Annotated in this window: 23 protein-coding genes and 1 riboswitch; of the genes, 12 read left to right on the top strand and 11 right to left on the bottom strand. The window is 73.5% G+C overall.

Annotated elements, in window-relative coordinates:
- The first annotated feature begins 104 nt into the window (after nucleotides 1-104).
- Complete coding sequence (locus ACFZAU_RS07385) at nucleotides 105-1,094, top strand: malate dehydrogenase (protein ID WP_500551429.1); 990 nt, start codon at nucleotides 105-107, stop codon at nucleotides 1,092-1,094.
- A 78-nt stretch (nucleotides 1,095-1,172) separates the two neighbouring features.
- On the opposite strand, the gene pdxR is transcribed toward ACFZAU_RS07385, so the two are convergent.
- Nucleotides 1,173-2,654 (bottom strand): MocR-like pyridoxine biosynthesis transcription factor PdxR, encoded by a 1,482-nt coding sequence (pdxR, locus tag ACFZAU_RS07380; protein ID WP_500551428.1) that lies wholly within the window; start codon nucleotides 2,652-2,654, stop codon nucleotides 1,173-1,175.
- A gap of 56 nt (nucleotides 2,655-2,710) precedes the next feature.
- Between pdxR and ACFZAU_RS07375 the strand changes: the two genes are divergently transcribed.
- On the top strand, nucleotides 2,711-3,223 hold the full coding sequence (locus tag ACFZAU_RS07375; protein ID WP_500551603.1) for a carboxymuconolactone decarboxylase family protein: 513 nt from the start codon (nucleotides 2,711-2,713) through the stop codon (nucleotides 3,221-3,223).
- 40 nt (nucleotides 3,224-3,263) lie between these two features.
- Here ACFZAU_RS07375 and rocD read toward each other — a convergent pair whose 3' ends face one another.
- Nucleotides 3,264-4,469, bottom strand: a complete 1,206-nt coding sequence (gene rocD, locus ACFZAU_RS07370) for an ornithine--oxo-acid transaminase (RefSeq protein ID WP_500464841.1) — start codon at nucleotides 4,467-4,469, stop codon at nucleotides 3,264-3,266.
- Nucleotides 4,470-4,599: 130 nt separating this feature from the next.
- A riboswitch (ZMP/ZTP riboswitch) is annotated at nucleotides 4,600-4,686 on the top strand.
- Between the two features lie 30 nt (nucleotides 4,687-4,716).
- On the opposite strand from rocD, the gene ACFZAU_RS07365 reads away from it, so the two are divergent.
- Nucleotides 4,717-6,159: a glycine hydroxymethyltransferase gene (locus ACFZAU_RS07365; RefSeq protein WP_500551427.1), complete on the top strand. Its 1,443-nt coding sequence runs from the start codon at nucleotides 4,717-4,719 to the stop codon at nucleotides 6,157-6,159.
- A 50-nt stretch (nucleotides 6,160-6,209) separates the two neighbouring features.
- Here the strand turns inward: ACFZAU_RS07365 and ACFZAU_RS07360 are convergent, their stop codons facing one another.
- The 3 genes from ACFZAU_RS07360 to ACFZAU_RS07350 all read right to left on the bottom strand — a co-directional run bounded on the left by ACFZAU_RS07360 (nucleotide 6,210) and on the right by ACFZAU_RS07350 (nucleotide 8,327).
- Nucleotides 6,210-6,929, bottom strand: a complete 720-nt coding sequence (locus ACFZAU_RS07360; RefSeq protein WP_500551426.1) for a hypothetical protein — start codon at nucleotides 6,927-6,929, stop codon at nucleotides 6,210-6,212.
- 100 nt (nucleotides 6,930-7,029) lie between these two features.
- The gene (locus ACFZAU_RS07355) at nucleotides 7,030-7,770 is read right to left on the bottom strand and encodes a hypothetical protein (protein WP_500551425.1); all 741 of its coding nucleotides are present in this window, start codon (nucleotides 7,768-7,770) and stop codon (nucleotides 7,030-7,032) included.
- On the bottom strand, nucleotides 7,767-8,327 hold the full coding sequence (locus ACFZAU_RS07350) for an RNA polymerase sigma factor (RefSeq protein ID WP_499606550.1): 561 nt from the start codon (nucleotides 8,325-8,327) through the stop codon (nucleotides 7,767-7,769). The genes ACFZAU_RS07355 and ACFZAU_RS07350 overlap by 4 nt, the downstream gene beginning before the upstream one ends.
- A 144-nt stretch (nucleotides 8,328-8,471) precedes the next feature.
- On the opposite strand from ACFZAU_RS07350, the gene trpS reads away from it, so the two are divergent.
- The 4 genes from trpS (at nucleotide 8,472) to ACFZAU_RS07330 (ending at nucleotide 12,737) form a co-directional block, all read left to right on the top strand.
- Nucleotides 8,472-9,485 (top strand): tryptophan--tRNA ligase, encoded by a 1,014-nt coding sequence (gene trpS / locus ACFZAU_RS07345; RefSeq protein WP_499606551.1) that lies wholly within the window; start codon nucleotides 8,472-8,474, stop codon nucleotides 9,483-9,485.
- A 170-nt stretch (nucleotides 9,486-9,655) separates the two neighbouring features.
- A complete protein-coding gene (locus ACFZAU_RS07340; RefSeq protein ID WP_500551424.1) occupies nucleotides 9,656-10,261 on the top strand; it encodes a 2'-5' RNA ligase family protein in 606 nt (201 codons plus the stop codon).
- Between the two features lie 46 nt (nucleotides 10,262-10,307).
- Nucleotides 10,308-11,708: a pyridoxal phosphate-dependent decarboxylase family protein gene (locus tag ACFZAU_RS07335; RefSeq protein ID WP_500551423.1), complete on the top strand. Its 1,401-nt coding sequence runs from the start codon at nucleotides 10,308-10,310 to the stop codon at nucleotides 11,706-11,708.
- Between the two features lie 33 nt (nucleotides 11,709-11,741).
- Nucleotides 11,742-12,737 carry a YihY/virulence factor BrkB family protein gene (locus ACFZAU_RS07330; protein WP_500551422.1) on the top strand — a complete coding sequence of 332 codons (996 nt, stop codon included), beginning with the start codon at nucleotides 11,742-11,744 and terminating at the stop codon, nucleotides 12,735-12,737.
- Nucleotides 12,738-12,758: 21 nt separating this feature from the next.
- Here the strand turns inward: ACFZAU_RS07330 and ACFZAU_RS07325 are convergent, their stop codons facing one another.
- Both ACFZAU_RS07325 and ACFZAU_RS07320 read right to left on the bottom strand, forming a co-directional pair.
- Complete coding sequence (locus ACFZAU_RS07325; protein ID WP_500551421.1) at nucleotides 12,759-13,331, bottom strand: 3'-5' exonuclease; 573 nt, start codon at nucleotides 13,329-13,331, stop codon at nucleotides 12,759-12,761.
- Nucleotides 13,307-13,789 carry an ATP-binding protein gene (locus ACFZAU_RS07320; protein ID WP_500551420.1) on the bottom strand — a complete coding sequence of 161 codons (483 nt, stop codon included), beginning with the start codon at nucleotides 13,787-13,789 and terminating at the stop codon, nucleotides 13,307-13,309. Before ACFZAU_RS07320 ends, ACFZAU_RS07325 begins: the two co-directional genes overlap by 25 nt.
- Nucleotides 13,790-13,859: 70 nt before the next feature.
- Between ACFZAU_RS07320 and ACFZAU_RS07315 the strand changes: the two genes are divergently transcribed.
- Together ACFZAU_RS07315 and ACFZAU_RS07310 are read left to right on the top strand one after the other, a co-directional pair.
- Nucleotides 13,860-14,669, top strand: coding sequence for a helix-turn-helix domain-containing protein (locus ACFZAU_RS07315; RefSeq protein WP_500551419.1), 810 nt, complete (start codon nucleotides 13,860-13,862; stop codon nucleotides 14,667-14,669).
- On the top strand, nucleotides 14,666-14,890 hold the full coding sequence (locus ACFZAU_RS07310; protein WP_500551418.1) for a DUF397 domain-containing protein: 225 nt from the start codon (nucleotides 14,666-14,668) through the stop codon (nucleotides 14,888-14,890). Before ACFZAU_RS07315 ends, ACFZAU_RS07310 begins: the two co-directional genes overlap by 4 nt.
- 49 nt (nucleotides 14,891-14,939) lie before the next feature.
- Here the strand turns inward: ACFZAU_RS07310 and ACFZAU_RS07305 are convergent, their stop codons facing one another.
- Nucleotides 14,940-15,158, bottom strand: coding sequence for a hypothetical protein (locus tag ACFZAU_RS07305; RefSeq protein WP_499606558.1), 219 nt, complete (start codon nucleotides 15,156-15,158; stop codon nucleotides 14,940-14,942).
- 216 nt (nucleotides 15,159-15,374) lie between these two features.
- Nucleotides 15,375-16,853, bottom strand: coding sequence for a D-alanyl-D-alanine carboxypeptidase family protein (locus tag ACFZAU_RS07300; RefSeq protein WP_500551602.1), 1,479 nt, complete (start codon nucleotides 16,851-16,853; stop codon nucleotides 15,375-15,377).
- A gap of 225 nt (nucleotides 16,854-17,078) precedes the next feature.
- Here ACFZAU_RS07300 and ACFZAU_RS07295 point away from each other — a divergent pair, with 225 nt between their 5' ends.
- From ACFZAU_RS07295 to ACFZAU_RS07285, 3 genes are all read left to right on the top strand, one after another.
- On the top strand, nucleotides 17,079-17,327 hold the full coding sequence (locus tag ACFZAU_RS07295; RefSeq protein WP_499606559.1) for an SCO4848 family membrane protein: 249 nt from the start codon (nucleotides 17,079-17,081) through the stop codon (nucleotides 17,325-17,327).
- The gene (locus tag ACFZAU_RS07290; protein ID WP_500551417.1) at nucleotides 17,324-18,601 is read left to right on the top strand and encodes a metallophosphoesterase; all 1,278 of its coding nucleotides are present in this window, start codon (nucleotides 17,324-17,326) and stop codon (nucleotides 18,599-18,601) included. Before ACFZAU_RS07295 ends, ACFZAU_RS07290 begins: the two co-directional genes overlap by 4 nt.
- A gap of 118 nt (nucleotides 18,602-18,719) precedes the next feature.
- A complete protein-coding gene (locus ACFZAU_RS07285; protein WP_499606656.1) occupies nucleotides 18,720-19,124 on the top strand; it encodes an ATP-binding protein in 405 nt (134 codons plus the stop codon).
- Between the two features lie 39 nt (nucleotides 19,125-19,163).
- Here ACFZAU_RS07285 and ACFZAU_RS07280 read toward each other — a convergent pair whose 3' ends face one another.
- Nucleotides 19,164-19,871, bottom strand: a complete 708-nt coding sequence (locus ACFZAU_RS07280) for a TetR/AcrR family transcriptional regulator (protein ID WP_499606561.1) — start codon at nucleotides 19,869-19,871, stop codon at nucleotides 19,164-19,166.
- Between the two features lie 10 nt (nucleotides 19,872-19,881).
- The gene (locus tag ACFZAU_RS07275) at nucleotides 19,882-20,430 is read right to left on the bottom strand and encodes a thiol-disulfide oxidoreductase DCC family protein (protein WP_500551416.1); all 549 of its coding nucleotides are present in this window, start codon (nucleotides 20,428-20,430) and stop codon (nucleotides 19,882-19,884) included.
- Between the last annotated feature and the right edge of the window lie 5 nt (nucleotides 20,431-20,435).

Here is a 20,435-nt window from a genome sequence, read left to right as displayed (position 1 = left end):
TATAGCCTGGCGTGGGTCTCTTGACGCCGAGAGATCCCCGTTCCGCGGCAAGGGACGCTGCCGGGGCGGCAAGGGATCCAGCAGGAGAAGGCCAGGAGAAGGCAATGACTCGCACTCCCGTCAACGTCACCGTAACCGGAGCCGCCGGCCAGATCGGCTACGCGCTGCTCTTCCGCATCGCCTCCGGCCACCTGCTCGGCCCCGATGTCCCGGTGAAGCTGCGGCTGCTGGAGATCACCCCGGCCCTGAAGGCCGCCGAGGGCACCGCGATGGAGCTGGACGACTGCGCGTTCCCGCTGCTCAAGGGCATCGACATCTCCGACGACCCGAACGTCGCCTTCGACGGCGCCAACGTGGGCCTGCTCGTCGGCGCCCGTCCCCGCACCGCCGGCATGGAGCGCGGCGACCTGCTGGAGGCCAACGGCGGCATCTTCGGCCCGCAGGGCAAGGCCATCAACGACCACGCCGCGGACGACATCCGCGTCCTCGTCGTCGGCAACCCGGCGAACACCAACGCGCTCATCGCGCAGTCCTCGGCCCCGGACGTCCCGGCCGACCGCTTCACCGCGATGACCCGCCTGGACCACAACCGCGCCGTCTCGCAGCTGTCGAAGAGGACCGGCGTGCCGGTGAGCGAGATCCGCCGCCTCACCATCTGGGGCAACCACTCCGCCACCCAGTACCCCGACATCTTCCACGCCGAGGTCGCCGGCAAGAACGCCGCCGAGACCGTCAACGACGAGAAGTGGCTGGCCGAGGAGTTCATCCCGACCGTCGCCAAGCGCGGTGCCGCGATCATCGCGGCCCGTGGCGCGTCCTCCGCCGCGTCGGCCGCCAACGCCGCGATCGACCACGTCTTCACCTGGACCAACGGGACCGCCGAGGGTGACTGGACCTCCGCCGGTGTCGTCTCCGACGGCTCCTACGGCGTGCCCGAGGGCCTCATCTCCTCCTTCCCGGTGACCGCGAAGGACGGCAGGTTCGAGATCGTCCAGGGCCTGGACGTCAACGAGTTCTCCCGTGCGCGCATCGACGCGTCGGTGAAGGAGCTCGAGGAGGAGCGCGAGGCGGTCCGCGGCCTCGGCCTCATCTGAGACCCGGACACCGAGTCCCACCGGCGGCCCTCCGCCGCGCCCCGCACGGGCGCGGCGGGGGGCCGCTTCGCGTGCTCCTCAGGCCGTGTGCGTGGCGAGCAGGGCGCACAGCTCGTCCAGCGCGCCGGCGAAGGCGTGCTCGGGTGGGGCGCCGTAGCCGACGACGATCGCGTCGTCGTCCGTGCCGCCGAACTCGGCGACGGCCTGCAGCGCGAGCCCGCGCTCCCGCGCCCGGGCGACCAGCGCGGTGCCCGAGGTGCCGGGCGGCAGGCGCAGCACGGCGTGGAGGCCTGCGGCGATGCCCGACACCCGCACGGCGGGCGCACGGGTGGCGAGCGCGGTGACGAGGCGGTCGCGGCGGCGGCGGTAGTGCAGCCGCATCCGGCGCACATGGCGGTCGTAGCCACCGGAGACGATCAGCTCGGCGAGGGTCAGCTGGTCGAGGACGGGGGACTGGTGGTCGGCGAGCACCTTCTCGGTGATCACGGGTTCCACCAGGGCGGGCGGCAGGGCGAGCCAGGCCAGCCGCAGTCCGGGGGCGAGGCTCTTGCTGGCCGTTCCGGCGTACACGACGTGCTCGGGCGCGAGGCTCTGCAGGGCGCCGACGGGTTGCCGGTCGTAGCGGAACTCCCCGTCGTAGTCGTCCTCGATGACCAGGCCGCCGGTGGCGCGGGCCCACGCCACGGTCGCCGTGCGCCGCGCGGGCGAGAGCGGGGCGCCGTACGGGAACTGGTGCGCGGGGGTGAGCAGCGCGGCGTCGACGGCGGCGTCGAGTGCGCAGACCTGCGCGCCGTCGTCGTCGACGGCCAGCGGGACGGTGGTGAGCCCGGCCCTGCGCAGGATGCGCAGGGTGTGCGGGTAGGCGAGCGCCTCGACGGCGACGCGGCGGGCCCCCATGGTCCGCAGGGCACGGCCGACCAGCCCGGCGGCCTGGACGAAGCCTGTGCACACCACGACGAACTCCGGTGCGGTGCGCACCCCGCGCACCCGGCCCAGGTACGCCGCCAGGGCCTCGCGCAGTTCGGGGCGGCCGCGCGGGTCGGTGTAGCCGAGGGCGTCGTTGGGTGCGGCCGCCAGGGCGCGGCGCGCGGCGGCGGACCACGCGGCGCGGGGGAAGGAGCCGAGGTCGGGTGAACCGGGCCGCAGGTCGTACGGGAAGTGCTCCCGCTGCCGCGGCGGTCCGGCCGGGGGCTCCGCGGTGCCGGCGCCGGTCGCGCCGCCGCCCGGGTGCGGTGCGGCGGTGCCGGCGCGGGCACGGCCGCCGCGGGACGGGGCCGCGGCCGGTCCGGCCGGGCGCCAGCCGTCGCCGACCCGCGTGCCGGAGCCCTGGCGGGCGGACAGCCAGCCCTCGGCCACCAGTTGTCCGTAGGCGTCCGCGACGGTGTTGCGGGCGATGCCCAGGTCCCCGGCGAGGGTCCGGGAAGACGGCAGCCGGGTGCCGGGGGCGAGCCGGCCGTCGCGCACGGCCTCGCGCAGCGCCTTCTCCAGCCCGGCCCGCGCACCGGTCCCGCCAGTGAGGTCCAGATGGAGGTCGACTCCTGAAATGGCCCAGTCGTTCACCCCTCAAGTGGACCACGGCCCGAGGCCACCCGGTCACTACGGTGTGTCACATGACGATGATCACGACCCCTGCCGGTGCCGCCGCCGACCTGGGCCCCGACGACCTGGTGCCCGCGCACGCCCCCCGCATGCTGCTGGGCAAGGCCGCCCCCGACTTCTACAAGGCGATGATCGCCCTGGACGCCGCCGCGTCCGCCGGCCTCGACCCGGTGATCAGCGAGCTGGTCAAGGCCCGCGCCTCGCAGCTCAACGGCTGCGCCTACTGCGTGGACATGCACATCGCCGACGCCCGCAAGCTGGGGCTGACCGAGCAGAAGATGCACGGGCTGAGCGTGTGGTGGGAGACCCCGTTCTACACGGTGCGCGAGCGCGCCGCGCTGGCCCTGGTGGAGGCGGTGACCCGGCTGGGTCAGGGCGGTGTCCCGGACGAGGTCTACGACGAGGCCGCCAGGGTCTTCGACGAGGACGAGCTGCCCCGGCTGATCGCCATGTGCGTGACCATCAACGCCTGGAACCGCATGGGCGTGACGACGCGGCTGTCCCCGGCGGCCCGCCCCGACGGCGTCTGACCGCCGGGACGCACCTCCTCCGGACCCCGTACCCCGGGGTTCAGGCCGACAGCACGGCCCGCAGCTGGTCCAGACCCCAGTCCAGGTCCTCCTTGGAGATCACCAGCGGCGGCGCGAGCCGGATCGTGGAGCCGTGGGTGTCCTTGACCAGGACACCCCGCTCCAGGAGCCGTTCGGAGATCTGCCGGCCGGTGCCGTGCTCCGGGGCGATGTCCACGCCCGCCCACAGGCCGCGGCCGCGGACCTGCGTGACGGCCCCGCTGCCGGTCAGCAGCGCCAGCTCGTGGTGCAGGTGGTCGCCGAGTTCGGTGGCCCGCTGCTGGTACTCGCCCGTGCGGAGCATCGCGAGGACCTCGAGCGCCACCGCGCAGGCCAGCGGGTTGCCGCCGAAGGTGGAGCCGTGCTCACCGGGGCGGTAGACCCCGAGCACCTCCGCCGAGGAGACGACCGCCGAGACGGGGACGACGCCCCCGCCGAGCGCCTTGCCCAGCACGTACATGTCCGGGACGACTCCCTCGTGCTCCGACGCGAAGGTCCGGCCCGTCCGGCCCAGGCCCGACTGGATCTCGTCGGCGACGAAGAGGATGCCGCGCTCCTCGGTGAGCCGGCGCACCCCCGCCCAGTAGCCGGCCGGCGGCACGAGGACCCCCGCCTCGCCCTGGATGGGCTCCATCATCACGGCCACCGTGCGGTCGTCCAGCGCCGCCTCCAGCGCGGCGAGGTCGCCGTAGGGGACGACCTCGAAGCCGGGGGTGTACGGACCGAAGTCCGCGCGGGCCTCGGGGTCGGTGGAGAAGCTGATGATCGTGGTCGTCCGCCCGTGGAAGTTGTCCGCCGCGACGACGATCTTCGCCTGGCCGTCCGGTACGCCCTTGACCCGGTAGCCCCACTTGCGGGCCGTCTTCACCGCCGTCTCGACGGCCTCCGCGCCGGTGTTCATCGGCAGCACCATCTCCATGCCGCACAGCTCGGCCAGCTCCGTGCAGAAGCGCGCGAAGCGGTCGTGGTGGAACGCCCGCGAGGTGAGCGTCACGCGGTCGAGCTGGGCCTTGGCGGCCTCGATGAGACGGGCGTTGCGGTGCCCGAAGTTCAGCGCCGAGTAGCCGGCGAGCATGTCGAGGTACCGGCGGCCCTCGACGTCCGTCACCCAGGCGCCTTCGGCGGAGGCGACGACGACCGGGAGGGGGTGGTAGTTGTGGGCGCTGTGCGCCTCGGTGGCGGCGATGTGCTCGGCGGCGGTCGACACGTGAGTGCTCCGTTCGTGGTACGTCGGGAGTTGTGGCGCTGGGCCCGGTGGGGCCCCTTTCTATCGTCGCTCGTCCCGGATGCGAAGAAACCTCGCGCCGGGCGGCGCCCCGACCGGCGTTGCTAGGCTGGCGACGGGTCGTGACTGGCGCGCTGGGATGGGATTGACCATCGGGGAGCGGCCCGTGAACTGTGTGCCGTGCGCCTGGGCCGTCCCGTGTGCCGTGCAGTGCAGCAGGAGGTCTGACATGCCGAGTGGCTCCACCGAATCCACCGCCTTCCGCAGTGCCCTCGAAGTGATCAGGGGCGTCGAGCCGCGCGTGGCCGACGCCATCGGACAGGAGATCGAGGACCAGCGCGCCTCGCTCAAGCTCATCGCCAGCGAGAACTACGCCTCCCCGGCCGTGCTGCTGGCCATGGGCAACTGGTTCAGCGACAAGTACGCCGAGGGCACCGTCGGCCGCCGCTTCTACGCCGGCTGCCGCAACGTCGACACCGTGGAGGCGCTCGCCGCCGAGCACGCGCGCGAGGTGTTCGGCGCACAGCACGCCTACGTGCAGCCGCACTCGGGCATCGACGCCAACCTCGTCGCCTTCTGGGCCGTGCTCGCCGCGCGGGTCGAGGCGCCCGCGCTGGAGCGGGCCGGGGTCCGGCAGGTCAACGACCTGACCGAGGAGGACTGGGCGCGGCTGCGCCACGAGCTCGGCGACCAGCGGATGCTCGGCATGTCGCTGGACGCGGGCGGCCATCTCACCCACGGCTTCCGCCCCAACATCTCCGGCAAGATGTTCGACCAGCGCTCCTACGGCACCGACCCCGCCACGGGGCTGCTGGACTACGAGGCGCTGCGCAAGACCGCCCGCGAGTTCCGTCCGCTGGTCATCGTGGCGGGTTACTCGGCCTATCCGCGGCTGGTGAACTTCCGCATCATGCGGGAGATCGCCGACGAGGTCGGCGCCACGCTGATGGTGGACATGGCGCACTTCGCCGGACTGGTCGCGGGCAAGGTCCTCACCGGCGACTTCGACCCCGTACCGCACGCGCAGATCGTCACCACCACCACGCACAAGTCGCTGCGCGGCCCGCGCGGCGGCATGGTGCTGTGCGACTCCTCGCTGGCCGAGCAGGTCGACCGGGGCTGCCCCATGGTGCTCGGCGGCCCGCTGCCGCACGTCATGGCCGCCAAGGCGGTGGCCCTGGCGGAGGCCCGCCGCCCCGACTTCCAGGCCTACGCGCAGCGCATCGTCGACAACTCCCGGGCCCTGGCCGAGGGGCTGCTGCGGCGCGGCGCGACGCTGGTGACCGGCGGCACGGACAACCACCTTGTCCTGATCGACGTCGAGTCCTCCTACGGGCTCACCGGCCGGCAGGCCGAGGCCGCGCTGCTGGACTCGGGCATCGTCACCAACCGCAACTCCATCCCCCAGGATCCCAACGGCGCCTGGTACACCTCCGGCATCCGCATCGGCACCCCGGCGCTGACCACACGCGGCCTGGGCACCGCCGAGATGGACGAGGTCGCCGGGCTGATCGACCGGGTGCTCACCGCCACGACGGCGGGCGTCACCTCGGCCGGCAAGCCGTCCAAGGCGCAGCACGTGCTGGACGCGAAGGTCTCCGACGAGATCGCGCAGCGCTCGGCGGACCTGGTGGCCGGCTTCCCGCTCTACCCCGGGATCGACCTCGGCTGACCGGCAGTCCGCACGGGGTGCGTGCCGGCGCGGCACGCACCCCCGTCGCGTCAGGCGTCGACGAGTTCCTGGCGGGGCTCCTCGCCCGGCGTGTTCCGGGATATGCGCCGCAGGACGAGGAAGGTCCCGGCGCCGCCCACGAGCAGGCCGGCGCCGAGCCCGGGCAGGGACAGCCACCAGCCGTCCGCTCCACCGCTGTCACCGGCCGCCGCGGCCTGCGGGGCATCCGAGGCCTGCGGTGCGGCCGCCGCGGTCTCCTCGACTGCGGTCGCGTCGTCCGGGCTGAGCGGATAGTCGGGGGCGCTCATGCCGAGGCCCTTGTCGGGCTCCATCAGGTCCAACCGGTCCAGGAGGGCGCGGAGCTCGTCGGAGCGCGCGGCCTTGCGCCACACGCCCTGCTCGGGCAGACCCTTCTCCGTCGCCGTGCGGCTGTGGACCCAGGCACCGCCGGGGCCGTCCGGATACACGTAGTCCACCTTCCAGACGGACACGTCGTGGATCAGCCAGGTGACGGTCACCTGGCGGTGCCGGTCGTTCATCACGTCCGACAGCGACTTCGGCGCCTCCTCCTTCGGCTCGTCCCCGATGGACTGCTCCAGTTCCCGGTAGTCGGGTGAACTGGTGTAGATGCCCGCGGCCTTGCCGCTGCCCGGAGCGACCAGCATCACGCTGGTCGGCCCGCCCGCCGCGGCCGACCCCGACCCGCCGATCACGGCGGCGAGCGCCGTCACGCTGACCCCGGCCCAGGTGACGAACCTTCTGATCCGCATCGCGTCCCCCTCTCCTCTCGCCCGGTCCTGCCCCTGTTACACCGCCCGGGCCCGCGGGGTTCCCGTCCGCGGGAAGGGAAAGGGGCTTGCCGCCGAGTGCCTACCGCCGCCGGGCCGAGTCCGCGACGGCGACCGCGCGGGCCAGGTCGGGCACGCCCTCCAGGCGCAGCGTCGTCCCCCCGCGCTGCCAGACCAGGGTCGGCCCGGCCGTCCGGGGCGGCTCGCGGCGGGTACGTCCGTCGGGATCGACCAGTTGCACGTAGTGGGGCTCCGCGAACCACACCCCGTAGTCGCTCCCGCTGCCTACCTCGACCCATTCGGCCGCGTCGCCGACCCTCTTGAGGAAGACCATGTCGATGGTGGCCCGGAACTGGTCGAGCCGTACCGTGCGCCCGTCCACCCGCCAGCTCATCGACAGCACCCGGCCCCCGTCGACGACCGCCACCCCGTCGGGCTCGCCCAGCTTGGCCGGCACGTACGCCCCGTCCAGCGGAGCGTCCCCCCGCACCGGCGGCGGGGCGCCCGTGCCCGGACGGGCGAAGGGGTCCCGCCGCACGACGACACCGCCGAAGCCGAACCAGTCCGCCACCGCGGCCCGCACCGGCGGCGTCAGCACCAGCACCACCAGCAGCCCGCACAGGACCGCCGTCAGGGCCCGCCACCGCGCCGCGGCCCACGCGCGCACCCGCGCGCCGCGGCCCCGCGCGGGGGCGCCCGGCGCCGGGACCGCCTCGGCCAGCAGCCGGGCCAGCACCTGCTCGGCCACGGAGTCGGGCGACGGCGTCGGGATCTCCAGCCACCGGCCCGCCTCGCGCAGCTCCTCCGGGAGCCGGTCGGTCATGGGCGCCGCCCCCCGTCGTCGCACCGGCCGGCCGGCACCGGCTCGCCCAGCCCCGCCCGCAACCGGGCCAGGGCCCGGTGCAGCCGGGACTTCACCGTGCCACGCGGCCAGCCGAGCACCGTCGCCGTCTCCTCCTCGTCCAGGTCCAGCAGATAGCGGCAGGTGACCACCATCCGGTGCGGTTCGCTGAGCGCCTGCACGGCGGCCAGCAGCTCCGCCCGGCGCTCCCGCGACACCGCCAGCGACTCCGGGTCGTCCGCCGCGGGGGGCAGCGCCTCCAGGGCGGCGTTGCGCTCCACCGCCGACCGCAGACGGCGCGCCGCGCGCCCGGCGTTGCGCGCCTCGTTGGCGACGATCCGCAGCAGCCACGGGCGGAAGGCCGCCCCCTCCTTGAAGGTCGCGAGCGCGCGGTACGCCTTGACGAACGAGACCTGCACCACGTCCTCCGCGTCGGATCCCGCGCCGAGCAGCACGGCGGTACGGTGCGCGACGTCCGCGTGCAGGCGCACCAGCTCCGCGTACGCCTCCCGCTCACCGGCGCGTACGCGCGCGATCACCGCCGCCTCCCCCTCCGTGGCGGACCCCCTTCGCTCCCCCGGCGCCGCCCCCGTGCGGCACCCGTCACCCCTTCTACACCGCCGCCCGCCCCCGGGTTCCCACCGCGGCCGTGGAATCCTCGCGGACCTGAGAGAATGAGTGCCATGGCTCTCGATCGTCCCCGTGTGCTCTCCGGCATCCAGCCCACCGCAGGTTCGTTCCACCTGGGCAACTACCTGGGCGCGGTCCGCCAGTGGGTGGCGCTGCAGGAGTCCCACGACGCCTTCTACATGGTCGTCGACCTCCACGCGATCACCGTGCCGCAGGACCCGGCCGAGCTGCGCGCCAACACCCGGCTCGCCGCCGCCCAGCTCCTGGCCGCCGGGCTCGACCCGGAGCGCTGCACGCTGTTCGTCCAGAGCCACGTCCCCGAACACGCGCAGCTCGGCTGGGTGTTCAACTGCCTCACCGGCTTCGGCGAGGCGTCCCGCATGACGCAGTTCAAGGACAAGTCCGCCAAGCAGGGCGCCGACCGGGCCACCGTCGGCCTGTTCACGTACCCGATCCTGCAGGTCGCGGACATCCTGCTGTACCAGGCGAACGCCGTCCCCGTCGGCGAGGACCAGCGCCAGCACATCGAGCTCACCCGCGACCTCGCGGAGCGCTTCAACGGCCGCTTCGGCGACACCTTCACCGTCCCCGACGCGTACATCGTCAAGGAGACGGCGAAGATCTACGACCTGCAGGAACCGCTGTCGAAGATGAGCAAGTCGGCGGCGTCCCCCAAGGGCCTGATCAACCTGCTGGACGAGCCCAAGTCCTCCGCGAAGAAGATCAAGAGCGCGGTCACCGACACCGACACCGTGATCCGCTACGACGAGCAGGAGAAGCCGGGCGTCAGCAACCTGCTGACCATCTACTCCACCCTCACCGGCACCGGAATCCCGGAACTCGAGCAGAAGTACGAGGGCAAGGGCTACGGTGCGCTCAAGACCGACCTCGCGGAGGTCTTCGTGGAATGGGTCACGCCCTTCCGCGAGCGCACCCAGGAGTACCTGGGCGACCCGGAGACGCTGGACTCGGTCCTCGCCAAGGGCGCCGAGAAGGCCCGGTCCGTCGCCGCGGAGACCCTGGCGAAGGCGTACGAGAGGATCGGCTTCCTGCCCGCCAAGCACTGACGGCGCCCTCCCCTCCCGGACGCCCGGGAAGAGGGGCCTTAGGTCCCGCGCAGGTGTGACGGACGACGCTCGCGCGGGAGGCCGCGCGCGCGTCACACTGGCAATGACGGAGTTGTGCCCGCACGGCGTGCGTACGGTACGACGAACCGACCCGGGGAAGGGGTGAACGCGTGGGAAACCGCATGATCGGCGTGTCGATCGCGGTCCCCGAGCCTTACGGCAGCCTGCTGCAGCAGCGCCGTGCCGGCTACGGAGACCCGCTGGCGTACTGCATCCCCACCCACGTCACGCTGCTCCCGCCGACCGAGGTGGACACCGCGCTGCTCCCGGCCTTCCGGGAGCACCTCGCGCAGGTCGCCGCCACCGGCAGGCCCTTCCCCATGCGGCTGGAGGGCACGGCCAGCTTCCGGCCCGTCACCCCGGTCGTCTACGTCGACCTCGTCCAGGGCGGCCCCGACTGCGCCGAGCTGCAGGAGCGGGTCCGCTCGGGCCCGGTGCGGCGCGAGCTCCAGTTCCCGTACCACCCGCACGTCACCATCGGCCACGGCATCCCCGACGAAGCGCTGGACCGCGCGCAGACGGAGCTCGCCGGCTTCGCCGCCACCTGGACCGCCGGCTGCTTCTCGCTGTACGAGCAGGACGACGAGGGCGTCTGGCGCACCGTGCGGGACTACCCCTTCGGCGGCGGCGCCGCCGGGCACCGGCTCGTGCCGCACCAGCCCGGCGCGTGCGAGCCGGTCAGCACGGCTCCCGCGGGCGGCCCGCCGCACGGGTGAGCGCACCGGGCGCGGCCGAGCACGACGGCCCGCCTACGCTGCCGCCATGCACCCCACACTCGCCGCGGACCGCGCGCACCTCCCCGAACTCCTCCAGGCCGTGCGGGACCTGGCCGCCCGTGAGCTGGCGACCGTCGACGACCGCCCGGCGGCCCGCCCCGGGCCCGCGCCCGAGCCGCAGCCGCTGCCCGTCACCGGAACCGGTGCGCAGGCCGCGCTCGCGCTCTTCGAGCGGCGCTGGGCACCCGGCTTCTCGGGCAGTGCCGGACCGCGCTACCTGGGCTTCGTCACCGGGGGAGCGACCCCCGCCGCCGTCGCCGGGGACTGGCTGACCAGCACCTACGACCAGAACGTCTCGGCGGGCGGCGACTCGTCGGCCGCGGCCCTGGAACGCGAGACCGTCGGCTGGCTCCGCACGATGCTCGGCCTCGGCGAGGAGCACAGCGGCGCCTTCGTCACCGGCGCGACCGTCTCCAACACCGTGGGCCTGGCGGTGGCACGCGAATGGCTCGGCGAGCGGCGGGGGCTGTCCGTCTCCCGCGACGGGCTGGCCGCGCTCGGCCCGGTGACGGTGCTCTCCGGCACCCCGCACTCCAGCGTCGACAAGGCCCTGTCCGTGCTCGGCCTCGGCCGGTCGTCCCTGACCTCCGTGCCGGTGCTGCCCGGTGGCCGCGAGGCGGTGGACGTCGACCGCCTCGATGCGGCGCTGACGGCGCTGGAGGGCCGCCCGGCCGTCGTGGTCGCGAACGCCGGCACCGTCAACACCGTCGACTTCGACGACCTGCGCGCCGTCGCCGCCCTGAAGGAGCGCCACGACTTCTGGCTGCACGTCGACGCCGCGTTCGGCGGCTTCGCCGCGCTGGCGCCCGCGTACGCGCACCTCACCGAGGGCATCGACGCCGCCGACTCCGTCTGCGTCGACCTCCACAAGTGGCTGAACGTGCCCTACGACGCGGCCGTCCAGTTCACCCGCCGTCAGGACCTCCAGGTCAGGGTCTTCCACAACGCCTCGCCCTACCTCGGCCTGCCCGCCCTCCCCGACCCCGACTTCCTCCACCTCACCCCCGAGAACTCCCGCCGGCTGCGCGCCCTCGCCGCGTGGTTCTCGCTCACCGCCTACGGCAGCGAGGGCCACCGCGAGGTCGTCGAACGCAACGCCGCCTGCGCGCGGCGCCTCGGCGAGCGCGTCGAGGCCGACCCCCGCCTGAGGCTGCTGGCGCCCGTCCGGCTCAACGTCGTCTGCTTCACCCTGGCCGGCGACCCCACGGCCGAGCGCGTCGCCGGGTTCGTCCGCGCCGTCGCCGCCTCCGGGGAGGCGTTCCTCACCCCGACGGTTCTCCACGGCGTGCCCGCGGTGCGCGCCGCCTTCAGTAACTGGCGTACATCCGGGGCCGACACGGACCGCGTCATGGACGCGATCACCGCCGCCACGGCGGCCGCCACCTAGAGTGCACGTCGTGACGGAGGGTAGGCGCGCGGTATGGAATGGCTGACTCGGCTCCCAGTGATCGGACCGTGGATCGCGCGGCTCATGCGCACCCACGCCTGGCGCACGTACGAGCACCTGGAGGCCGTGCACTGGACGCGGCTGGCCGCCGCGATCACCTTCGTCAGCTTCGTCGCGCTCTTCCCGCTGCTGACCGTCGGCGCCGCCGTCGGCGCGGCCCTGCTGTCCCCCGGTCAGCTCAAGGAACTCGAGGGCAAGCTGACCGAGCAGGTCCCGGGCATCGCCGACCAGCTCAACATCGGCGGGCTCGTGGACAACGCGGGCACGGTCGGTGTCATCGCCGCCGTCCTGCTGGTCCTCACCGGCGTCAGCTGGGTCGGCGCCCTGCGGGACTGCCTCAGGGCGGTCTGGCACAAGGACGACGAGCCGGAGAACCCGTTCCTCCAGAAGCTCAAGGACTTCGGCGTGCTGGTCGGCCTGGGCGCCGTGGCACTGCTCTCCGTCGCCTGCTCGGTCCTCGCCGGGACGGCCGTCGGCCGCCTCGGCGACGCCGTCGGCCTCGACGAACACGGCCCCGGGCGGGCCCTGTTGTCGGTGGCGGGGTTCTGCATCGCCGTCCTCGTGGACCTGCTGATCCTCGCCTACCTGCTCACTCTGCTGCCCGGGGTCACGCCGAACCGCCGCGACGTCGTCGTCGCGAGCCTCATCGGCGCGATCGGCTTCGAGCTGCTGAAGCTGCTCATCAGCGGCTACCTGCAGAGCGTGGCCACCAAGAGCATGTACGGCGCCTTCGGGGTGCCCATCGCGCTGCTGCTCTGGATCAACTTCACAGCGAAGCTCCTGCTGTACTGCGCGGCCTGGACGGCCACCCCGCACAGCGCGGAACTGGCCGCCGCCCGCGCCGGGCGGCCCGAGGAGCCGGGTGAGCCCGAACGCGGGCGGGCCGTACGACCGGAGCGGCCCGAGCGGCCCGAGCGGCCCGAGCGGCCGGAGCGGCCGGAAAGGCCCGAGCGCCCCGAGACCGCCTGACGCCGTGCGGGCCCCCGCCGGTCAGTAGGCGGGGGTCGCCGGCCAGGCGCCCCGGCCCGCCAGGTCGACGACGAGGGCGGCGATGTTCCACGAGTCGTCCTCGCCGCGGTGGTGGCGGCCTTCCAGGGGCAGCCCGACGAGCCGCAGCGCCTCCGCCATGCCGGGGCGCTTGGTGAGGCGGTGGGCCTGGGTGAAGAGCGTCTTGACGTTGATGTGCCGGCCGCCGAAGGGGTACGTCGTGCCGGTGGCCCGGCACTGGCGGTTGAACTGGTGGCGGTCGTAGTCGCCCCAGCTCGCCCACGGGCGCGATCCCGCCCGGTGCTCGACGGCGAGCAGCTTGCACGCGTCCGCGAAGTCCAGCCCCGCGTCCACCTCGTCCTGCGTCAGACCGGTCAGCTCGGTGCAGAAGGGACTCACGGTGGAGCGCGCGGGCCGTACGAGGACGCGGTGGCGGGCGAAGCGCTCGCCCGCGACGACGTCCACGACGGTCAGCCCGATCTCGATGATCTCGCTCACCGAGCCCTGCGGCGGCTCACCGTCCCAGCACGTCGCCTCGACGTCTATGACGTTCAGGAGTCCCAGGTCACTGTCCATGGCGCGAACCCTACGTCGAGATCCGGCCACTGGTCACTACTGTTTACGGATGGTTTTGTCACTCTGAGTTCGAACCAGACCGTCTTACCGATGCCGTACGGCCGAGGTTGAACGTTCCAGGCGTCGGCGAGCATCTCCACGAGCGCCAGCCCGCGTCCCGACTCGTCCGTCGCGGAGGCCCGCCGCGGTACGGGCGGGTCGTCGCAGGCGTCGCAGACCTCCACCCGCAGGACCCCCGCGACCAGGCCCGCCCGGGCGGCGATCCGCCGGTCCGGCGGAACCCGCGCGTGCCGGACGGCGTTGCCCATCAGCTCGCTGAGCAGCAGCACCGCGGTGTCCGTCGCCTCGGCGTCGAGGCCCCACACGAGGGCCTGTTCGCGCAGCAGGGCCCGCGCCCGGCCGACGCTGCGCGGGTGGCGCGAAAACCACCACCCGACAGGGGGAGTTGTCTCGTTCATGGCTCAAAAGTGCAGGTCGCGGCGTACGGTCGGGAGGAGCGGCGCGAGTACGGAGGGTGGTTGTACCCGAGTGGCGAGTGACGTGTCCCCGCCCCCGATGGCGTGGCGGTACTGCGGCAACCAGGTCAAACTCTGGCGCGAGCACGCCGGCGTCACGCGCGAGCAACTGGCCGACGAGGCAGGGTACGGCTACGAGACGGTCAAGTCGATGGAGCAGGGGCGTCGCCGCCCGACGCAACGGCTGCTTCAGGTCGCGGACGGGCTGTGCGGGGCGCAGGGCAAGTTGACGGCGGCGGAGGCGTTCCTCACCCCGGAGAAGTACCCGACGTATGCCCGGGAGTACATGCGCTACGAGGCCGAGGCGATCGCCGTCAACTGGTACGAGAGCCAGTACATCCCCGGGCTCCTCCAAAGCGAGGCGTACGTGCGCACGTTGCTCTCGTCCCACTGGCCGCCGCTCGACGAGGAGACGCTCGAGGAGCGCGTGGCGGCACGGCTGGAACGGCAGTTGATGCTGGACAGCGGGAGCCGCTCGTTCAGCTTCGTGGTGGAGGAGTCGGCGCTGTGCTCCTTCCCGGACCGCGAGGCGCACCGGGAACAGTTGCGGACGCTGCTCGTGCGCGGGCGGGCCCGGAACATCACCATCCAGGTCATGCCCGCGGACCGGGGCCTCCACCCCGGGCGGCACGGCCCGTTCGTCCTGCTGGAGACCGCCGAACACCAGCACCTTGTCTACGAGGAGGGGCAGACCACCGGACTCCTCTATGCGGACCCGGCGCGGGTCAGTATCGTCATGCGACGCCACGACATGATCACCCGGCAGGCCCTCGGTCCCGAGGAGTCCGCGCGGTTCATCGAGCACTTGGCGGAGGGACCATGACCGAAGGACTCGTGTGGTTCACGTCCAGCCACAGCAACTCCGAGGGCGGCGCCTGCGTCGAGGTCGCGTTCGGGCCCGGCGCGGTCCTGGTGCGGGACTCCAAGGACCGGGCCGGGGCACGGCTGGCGTTCTCGCCTGCCGCGTGGGCGGAGTTCGTGGCGTACGCCGCCACGCGAGGCGCGGACGACGCCGGGCGACGACGCCCATCAGCGCCGCGATGACGAACGGCGTGGCCGCGTACCGCCCGTCGAGGCGGACGGACCCATGGGGTCAGCGCAGGAAGTGCGCGACGGTGAACCATGCGGCGGCCAGCACCAGCACGGTGATCAGGATGTAGCCCACCAGGTAGACCCCGGCGAGCACGGCCGCCGGGGCGGCGATGACCCAGCCGGCGCGTCCGGCGGGGGTCTTGGCCCTGAAGGCCGAGCGGACGCAGTAGGCGACCGCGACGAGGCCCAGGACGAGCCCGATGACCGACAACATGCCCATGGCGTGCTCCCATCCCGTACCGATTCCCTGGTTCCTGGGTACTGGCAGGGCCGTCCGCGTGGCAGGGGGCGGTCGCAGCGGGGTGGGCGCACGAGCCGCACGTGCGCCGTCGAGCGCCCCCCTGTCCGGGGCATGTGCGCGTGGCACGGGACGGCTGCGGCCGGTGGCGTGCGCCACCGGCCGGGTACGGCGGGATCAGGCCACGTCCTGCCGGGGTCAGGCCGTGCGGTCGGCGGCGGTCCCGGCCTTCCGCCCGGTGCCGTCGTCCGCCGCGGACTCCTCCGCCGCGGCCTCCTTCTCCGTCACTTCCTTCGCGCCGGTTCCGCTCTCCGCGTCGGACTTCGCGTCCGTCTCCGCGCCGGCCTCCGTAGTGCCGGCCTTCTGCCCGTCCGCCTGCTCCTCGGCCGCTTCCGCGGGCTTCGCGGCAGCGTCGTCGCCGGGCTTGGTCGGGGCGGGGATGACGGCCTTCGCCGTCCGCTGCGGCAGCGGCCAGCGGCGGCGTACGAGGTAGGCCAGGGCGGCGACGACCAGCACCGAGCCACCGGTGAGCGCGAGGGCCGTCCAGGCCCCGCCCCCACCACCGGAGGGAGTGGGCGCCGCGGCCTGCTGCGGGGCCTTCCTGCTGGGGGAGGCGGAGGGGGAGGGGGACGCGGAGGCCGATGCGATGGCGGACTTCGGCGGCACCAGGATGCCGACGGGGGTGACCATGCCCTCCGCCTCGAAGCCCCAGTCGAGCAGCTTCGCCGCCTCCTTGTAGGCCATGTTGTGGCCGTCGCCGGGGTGCATGACGGTCACCAGCAGCGTGCGGTCGCCGCGCTGAGCGACACCGGTGAAGGTGTTGCCCGCGTTGGTGGTGTAACCGTTCTTCACACCCGCGATGCCCTGGTAGGTGGGGAGGTCGTAGTCACCGGAGAGCAGCCGGTTGGTGTTCTGGATCTCGAAGCTGCTGCGCTTCTTGGTGCCCTTCTTGCCCTTCTTGCCCTTGGTCTTCTTCCACTCGCCGGGGAACTGGGCGCGCACGGTCGAGCAGTACTCGCGGAAGTCCGCGTTCTGCAGACCGGAGCGGGCGAAGAGCGTCAGGTCGTACGCCGAGGAGACCTGGCCGGGCATGTCGTAGCCGTCCGGGGAGATCACGGTGGTGTCGTCCGCCTGGAGGTCCTCCGCCTTGCGCTGCATCTCCAGGACGGTCGCGTCCACGCCGCCGTTCATGGAGGACAGGACGTGGACGGCGTCGTTGCCGGAGCGGAGGAAGACCCCGAGCCACAGGTCGTGGACGGTGTAGCTGAGGTTCTCCTTGACGCCCACGAGGCTGCTGCCCGCGCCGACGCCGTCGAGGTCGGAGGGGAGCACCTTGTGCGTCTGCGTCTTGTCGAGCTTGGGCAGCAGCGTGTCCGCGAACAGCATCTTGAGGGTGCTGGCGGGCGGCAGCTTCCAGTGCGCGTTGTGCGAGGCCAGCACCTGCCCCGTCTCGGCGTCGGAGACGATCCACGACCGCGACGTGAGCTTGTCCGGCAGGCCGGGAGCGCCGGCGAGCGGGCTGACCTGCGTGCCCGGCTGCCCCAGCCGGTCCCCGCCGACCTCCGACATCCGCGCGGGCGGCGTCGGGGTGGCGGACGGGGAGGGCTTCTTCGCGTGCGCGACGGGCGCGGTGGCCAGGGCCGTACCGCCGACCAGTGCGAGGACGGACAGCACCATGGCGGAGCGGCGCGCGGCGCGGGGGGAGGAGTTCGGCACGATGAGAAGTTACAGGCCGTCCGGTGACCGCGGCAGGCGTGGGGGGCCGATCGGGTCCGTGACCGATCCCACGTGCCCGATGTGCAACCGGGCGGTGCCCATCGGCGTCTTGGGCGGCGGCCCACGGTGGACGGACCGGGCGGACCCCGTGGGAGAGGGCCGCGCGGCGGCCCCCATACTGGTCGCATGAAGCTCAGCCGCCCCGTGTCCTGGTTCCTGACCGCCTTCGGGGTGTGGAGCTGGATCGTCTGGACGACGTTCGTCAAGAACCTGTGGAAGGACGCCAGTGGGCTCGCCTTCGAGGGCGGTGACCACGCCTCGCCCACCACGTACTTCTGGGTGCACCTGACGCTGGCGATCACCTCGCTCGTCCTCGGCACCGCGATCGGCGTCATCGGCGTCCGGGGTCTGAGAGCTCTGCGGGCGGGCCGGTGATCGTCGTCGTGGTCGCCGTCGTCGCGGCCGTCCTGGCGCTCCTCGGCGGGGTGCACTACTACCTGTGGCGCCGGCTGGTGCGCGACGTGTCCGCGCCGGGCGGCTGGTGGCGGCGGACGGGAACGGTCCTGGCGGTCGTCCTGCCGCTGCTGAGCCTGGGCGCGCTGGTCGGCGGGCGGTCACTGCCGCTCGCGGCCGAGCGGTGGCTGGCCTGGCCGGGCTACCTGTGGCTGGCGGTGCTGCTCTACCTCACGCTGGCGGTGCTGGTCGGCGAGGGCGTACGACCGCTGCTGCGGCTCGCGCTGGAGCGCCGGGAGCGGTCCCGGGGCGTGCGGGCCACCGAGACCGCCGAGGCCACCGAGGTTACCGGGCCGGCCGGGGAGGCCGGCGAGGCGTCCTCGCCGCCCCAGCCGAAGCCGCAGCCCCAGCCGGAGCCCGTGACCGCCGGACTGCCCAGGCGGCTGTTCGTGGCCCGTACGGTCGGCGCCGCGGCGGCCGTCGCCGCGGGGGTGACGGTCGGTCAGGGCACGTACGGCGTGCTGCGCGGCCCGCGCCTGAAGTACGTCACCGTGCCGCTCGCCAAGCTCCCCGCGAGCGCGGACGGCTACCGGATCGCCGTGGTCAGCGACATCCACCTCGGCCCGATACTCGGCACGGCGCACACCCGCCGGATCGTGGACACGATCAACGGGGCCCGCCCCGACCTCGTCGCCATCGTCGGCGACCTGGTCGACGGCTCGGTCGGGGAACTGGGTCCCGCGGCGGAGCCGCTGGCCGGGCTCCGGGCGCGGGACGGCAGCTACTTCGTCACCGGCAACCACGAGTACTTCTCCGGGGCCGCGCCGTGGATCGACTTCGTGCGCGACCTGGGCGTCCACCCGCTGGAGAACGCCCGCACCGAGCTCGCCGGCTTCGACCTGGCCGGGGTCAACGACATCAGCGGCGCCGAGCACGACCACGCCCCCGACTACACGAAGGCGCTCGGCGACCGGGACCCCGCGCGTGCGGTCGTGCTCCTCGCCCACCAGCCGGTGATGATCGACGAATCCGTCCGGCACCACGTCGACCTGCAGCTGTCCGGGCACACCCACGGCGGGCAGCTGTGGCCGGGCAACCACATCGCGGCACTCGCCAACCCCACGGTGGCCGGACTGGAAACGTACGGCGACACCCAGTTGTACGTCACCCGTGGCGCGGGGGCCTGGGGCCCGCCGGTCAGGGTGGGTGCGCCCTCGGACATCACGATCGTGACCCTGGCCGCACCGCGCGCCTGAATGTGGCCGGAAACCGCTCACCGAACGCGAACAATCTGACACGGAGCGCATTCCCCGCGTCGAAACTGGTAAGGGATGGCGCAACGGAAGGGGGGCGTTCGCTCATGGGGAGAGTGACCTGATGAGGCGCAGTGCGTTCCGGCTGCCCCGGCACCCGACGTCGGTCGGGCTGGCCCGGCACCGGGTACGTGACCACCTCGAGGGCTGGGAGCAGGAGGGCGAGACCGTCGAGTCCGTCGTCCTGGTCGTGTCGGAGCTGGCGACCAACGCCGTTCGGCACAGTCCGCTCCTGGAGCGGGAGTTCGAGGTGGCGGTGACCGTCCACTCGGACGGGTCGTGCGTCGTCGAGGTCTCCGACGGCGGCGCGCAGTCCCGCCCGGTGCCGCGCGACGCGGGGGACGGCGACGAGTCGGGGCGCGGTCTGCGGCTGGTGCAGGCGCTGTCGGACACCTGGGGCGTCCGGGAGCGCGGCCGGTACGGCAAGACGGTCTGGGCGGTGCTGGCCGAGCCCGCCGTGGGCTGACGGGGTGCGCCGCGCGGGCGGCGGGCGCGGCGGGCCGGCTCAGCGCCGGAAGAGGAACTCCGAGAGCAGCTCGCGGATCTCGCGCACGATGGGCCGCAGCAGCCGGTAGCGGGAGAGCCTGAGGATCCGCGCGCCGAGCGGCGCGGTGCGGGCGACCAGCCGCCGGGTGCGCTCGGTGTCGGGGGAGTGGTCGAAGACCCAGTAGACGACGATGCCCATCTGGTACATCCACATCAGTTCGGGCAGCACCGTGGCGAGTTCGGCGTCGACCTTGATGTCGGAGCCGGCGAGCACCCGTTCGTGGATGGAGATGGCGGCGTCGCGGGCCGGGTGCGACTCGGGGGAGAAGGGGCTGAGCGGACTCGCCGGGTCGGCGGCGTTCTTGAAGAACTGCGCGGCGAACTGGTGGTAGGGGCGGGCCACGTCGATCCAGGCGGTCATCACGGTGAGCAGCCGCGCCGCCAGGTCCCGGTCCCCGCCGCCGTCCAGGAGGCCCCGGACCGCGGCCTCGTGCTCGGCGGCGAGGCGGTCGTAGAAGCCCTGGACGAGGTGTTCCTTCCCCGCGAAGTAGTAGTAGGCGTTGCCGACCGAGACCCCGGCCTCCTTGGCGATGGCGCGCATCGTGGTCTTGTCGTAGCCCCGTTCCTCGAAGAGCCGCATGGCCGTCTCGAGGATCAGGGCGCGCGTCTGCTCGCTCTTGGGGGGCCGGGGTGTCCCGGGGGTCGTGCCGGGGGGTGCTTCTTCCACGTCCGTGAGCCTAACCGGGCGGGGCGCAGCCGTCCGCGCAGGCGTCCGGGGCGGTGTCCCCGGCGGTGCCCGGGCCGGTGTGCGTCCAGCCGTCCTCGGGGTGGTAGGACCAGCCCTCCCCGCTGGTGTACACCCGGCCGCCCCAGCCCGTCGCGGCGGCGCCGCGGCCCCACTGCGCCTCGCGGTAGCGCGCGGCGGCGAGCACGGCGGCCCGGGCGACGGGGGCTCCGGCCCGGGTGCCGAGGCGGTGCGCCAGCGGGCGGTACTCGGCGAGGGCCCACAGGCAGACCAGCCAGGCGGCGTCGTCCCGGTACACCTGCCCGGAGTCCCCGATGACGGTGATCTCGCGCAGGGTCGCGGTGTGGTCGAGCTCCGGGAAGCGGCGCCGGGCCTCCTCGGAGGCGACCGGAACGAGGTCCAGCGGCACGATCTGCCGCTGTCGTTCCAGCCAGCGGCGCACGAAGGAGCAGAGCGAGCAGTCCGGGTCGTACAGCACGGTCAGCAGGCGGACCGGCACCGGGGCCGCCGGAGCGGCCCCGGTCGCTGGGGTGCGGTCCACGGCCG

Origin of the sequence: Streptomyces sp. NPDC008238, from assembly GCF_042956445.1 — a bacterium.
GTDB lineage: Bacteria > Actinomycetota > Actinomycetes > Streptomycetales > Streptomycetaceae > Actinacidiphila.
Note: the sequence above shows the minus strand (reverse complement) of the source record. Positions and strands in the feature narration are given on the sequence as shown.

Bases quoted from the DNA above. Each gene is read 5' to 3' on its own strand.
- ACFZAU_RS07310 (WP_500551418.1), top strand. From the start codon at position 14,666: ATGACCGAAGGACTCGTGTGGTTCACGTCCAGCCACAGCAACTCCGAG.
- ACFZAU_RS07385 (WP_500551429.1), top strand. From the start codon at position 105: ATGACTCGCACTCCCGTCAACGTCACCGTAACCGGAGCCGCCGGCCAG.
- ACFZAU_RS07320 (WP_500551420.1), bottom strand. From the start codon at position 13,789: ATGAACGAGACAACTCCCCCTGTCGGGTGGTGGTTTTCGCGCCACCCG.
- ACFZAU_RS07355 (WP_500551425.1), bottom strand. From the start codon at position 7,770: ATGACCGACCGGCTCCCGGAGGAGCTGCGCGAGGCGGGCCGGTGGCTG.
- ACFZAU_RS07360 (WP_500551426.1), bottom strand. From the start codon at position 6,929: ATGCGGATCAGAAGGTTCGTCACCTGGGCCGGGGTCAGCGTGACGGCG.
- ACFZAU_RS07330 (WP_500551422.1), top strand. From the start codon at position 11,742: ATGGAATGGCTGACTCGGCTCCCAGTGATCGGACCGTGGATCGCGCGG.
- ACFZAU_RS07335 (WP_500551423.1), top strand. From the start codon at position 10,308: ATGCACCCCACACTCGCCGCGGACCGCGCGCACCTCCCCGAACTCCTC.
- ACFZAU_RS07365 (WP_500551427.1), top strand. From the start codon at position 4,717: ATGCCGAGTGGCTCCACCGAATCCACCGCCTTCCGCAGTGCCCTCGAA.
- ACFZAU_RS07295 (WP_499606559.1), top strand. From the start codon at position 17,079: ATGAAGCTCAGCCGCCCCGTGTCCTGGTTCCTGACCGCCTTCGGGGTG.
- ACFZAU_RS07325 (WP_500551421.1), bottom strand. From the start codon at position 13,331: ATGGACAGTGACCTGGGACTCCTGAACGTCATAGACGTCGAGGCGACG.
- ACFZAU_RS07300 (WP_500551602.1), bottom strand. From the start codon at position 16,853: ATGGTGCTGTCCGTCCTCGCACTGGTCGGCGGTACGGCCCTGGCCACC.
- ACFZAU_RS07305 (WP_499606558.1), bottom strand. From the start codon at position 15,158: ATGGGCATGTTGTCGGTCATCGGGCTCGTCCTGGGCCTCGTCGCGGTC.
- ACFZAU_RS07375 (WP_500551603.1), top strand. From the start codon at position 2,711: ATGATCACGACCCCTGCCGGTGCCGCCGCCGACCTGGGCCCCGACGAC.
- trpS (WP_499606551.1), top strand. From the start codon at position 8,472: ATGGCTCTCGATCGTCCCCGTGTGCTCTCCGGCATCCAGCCCACCGCA.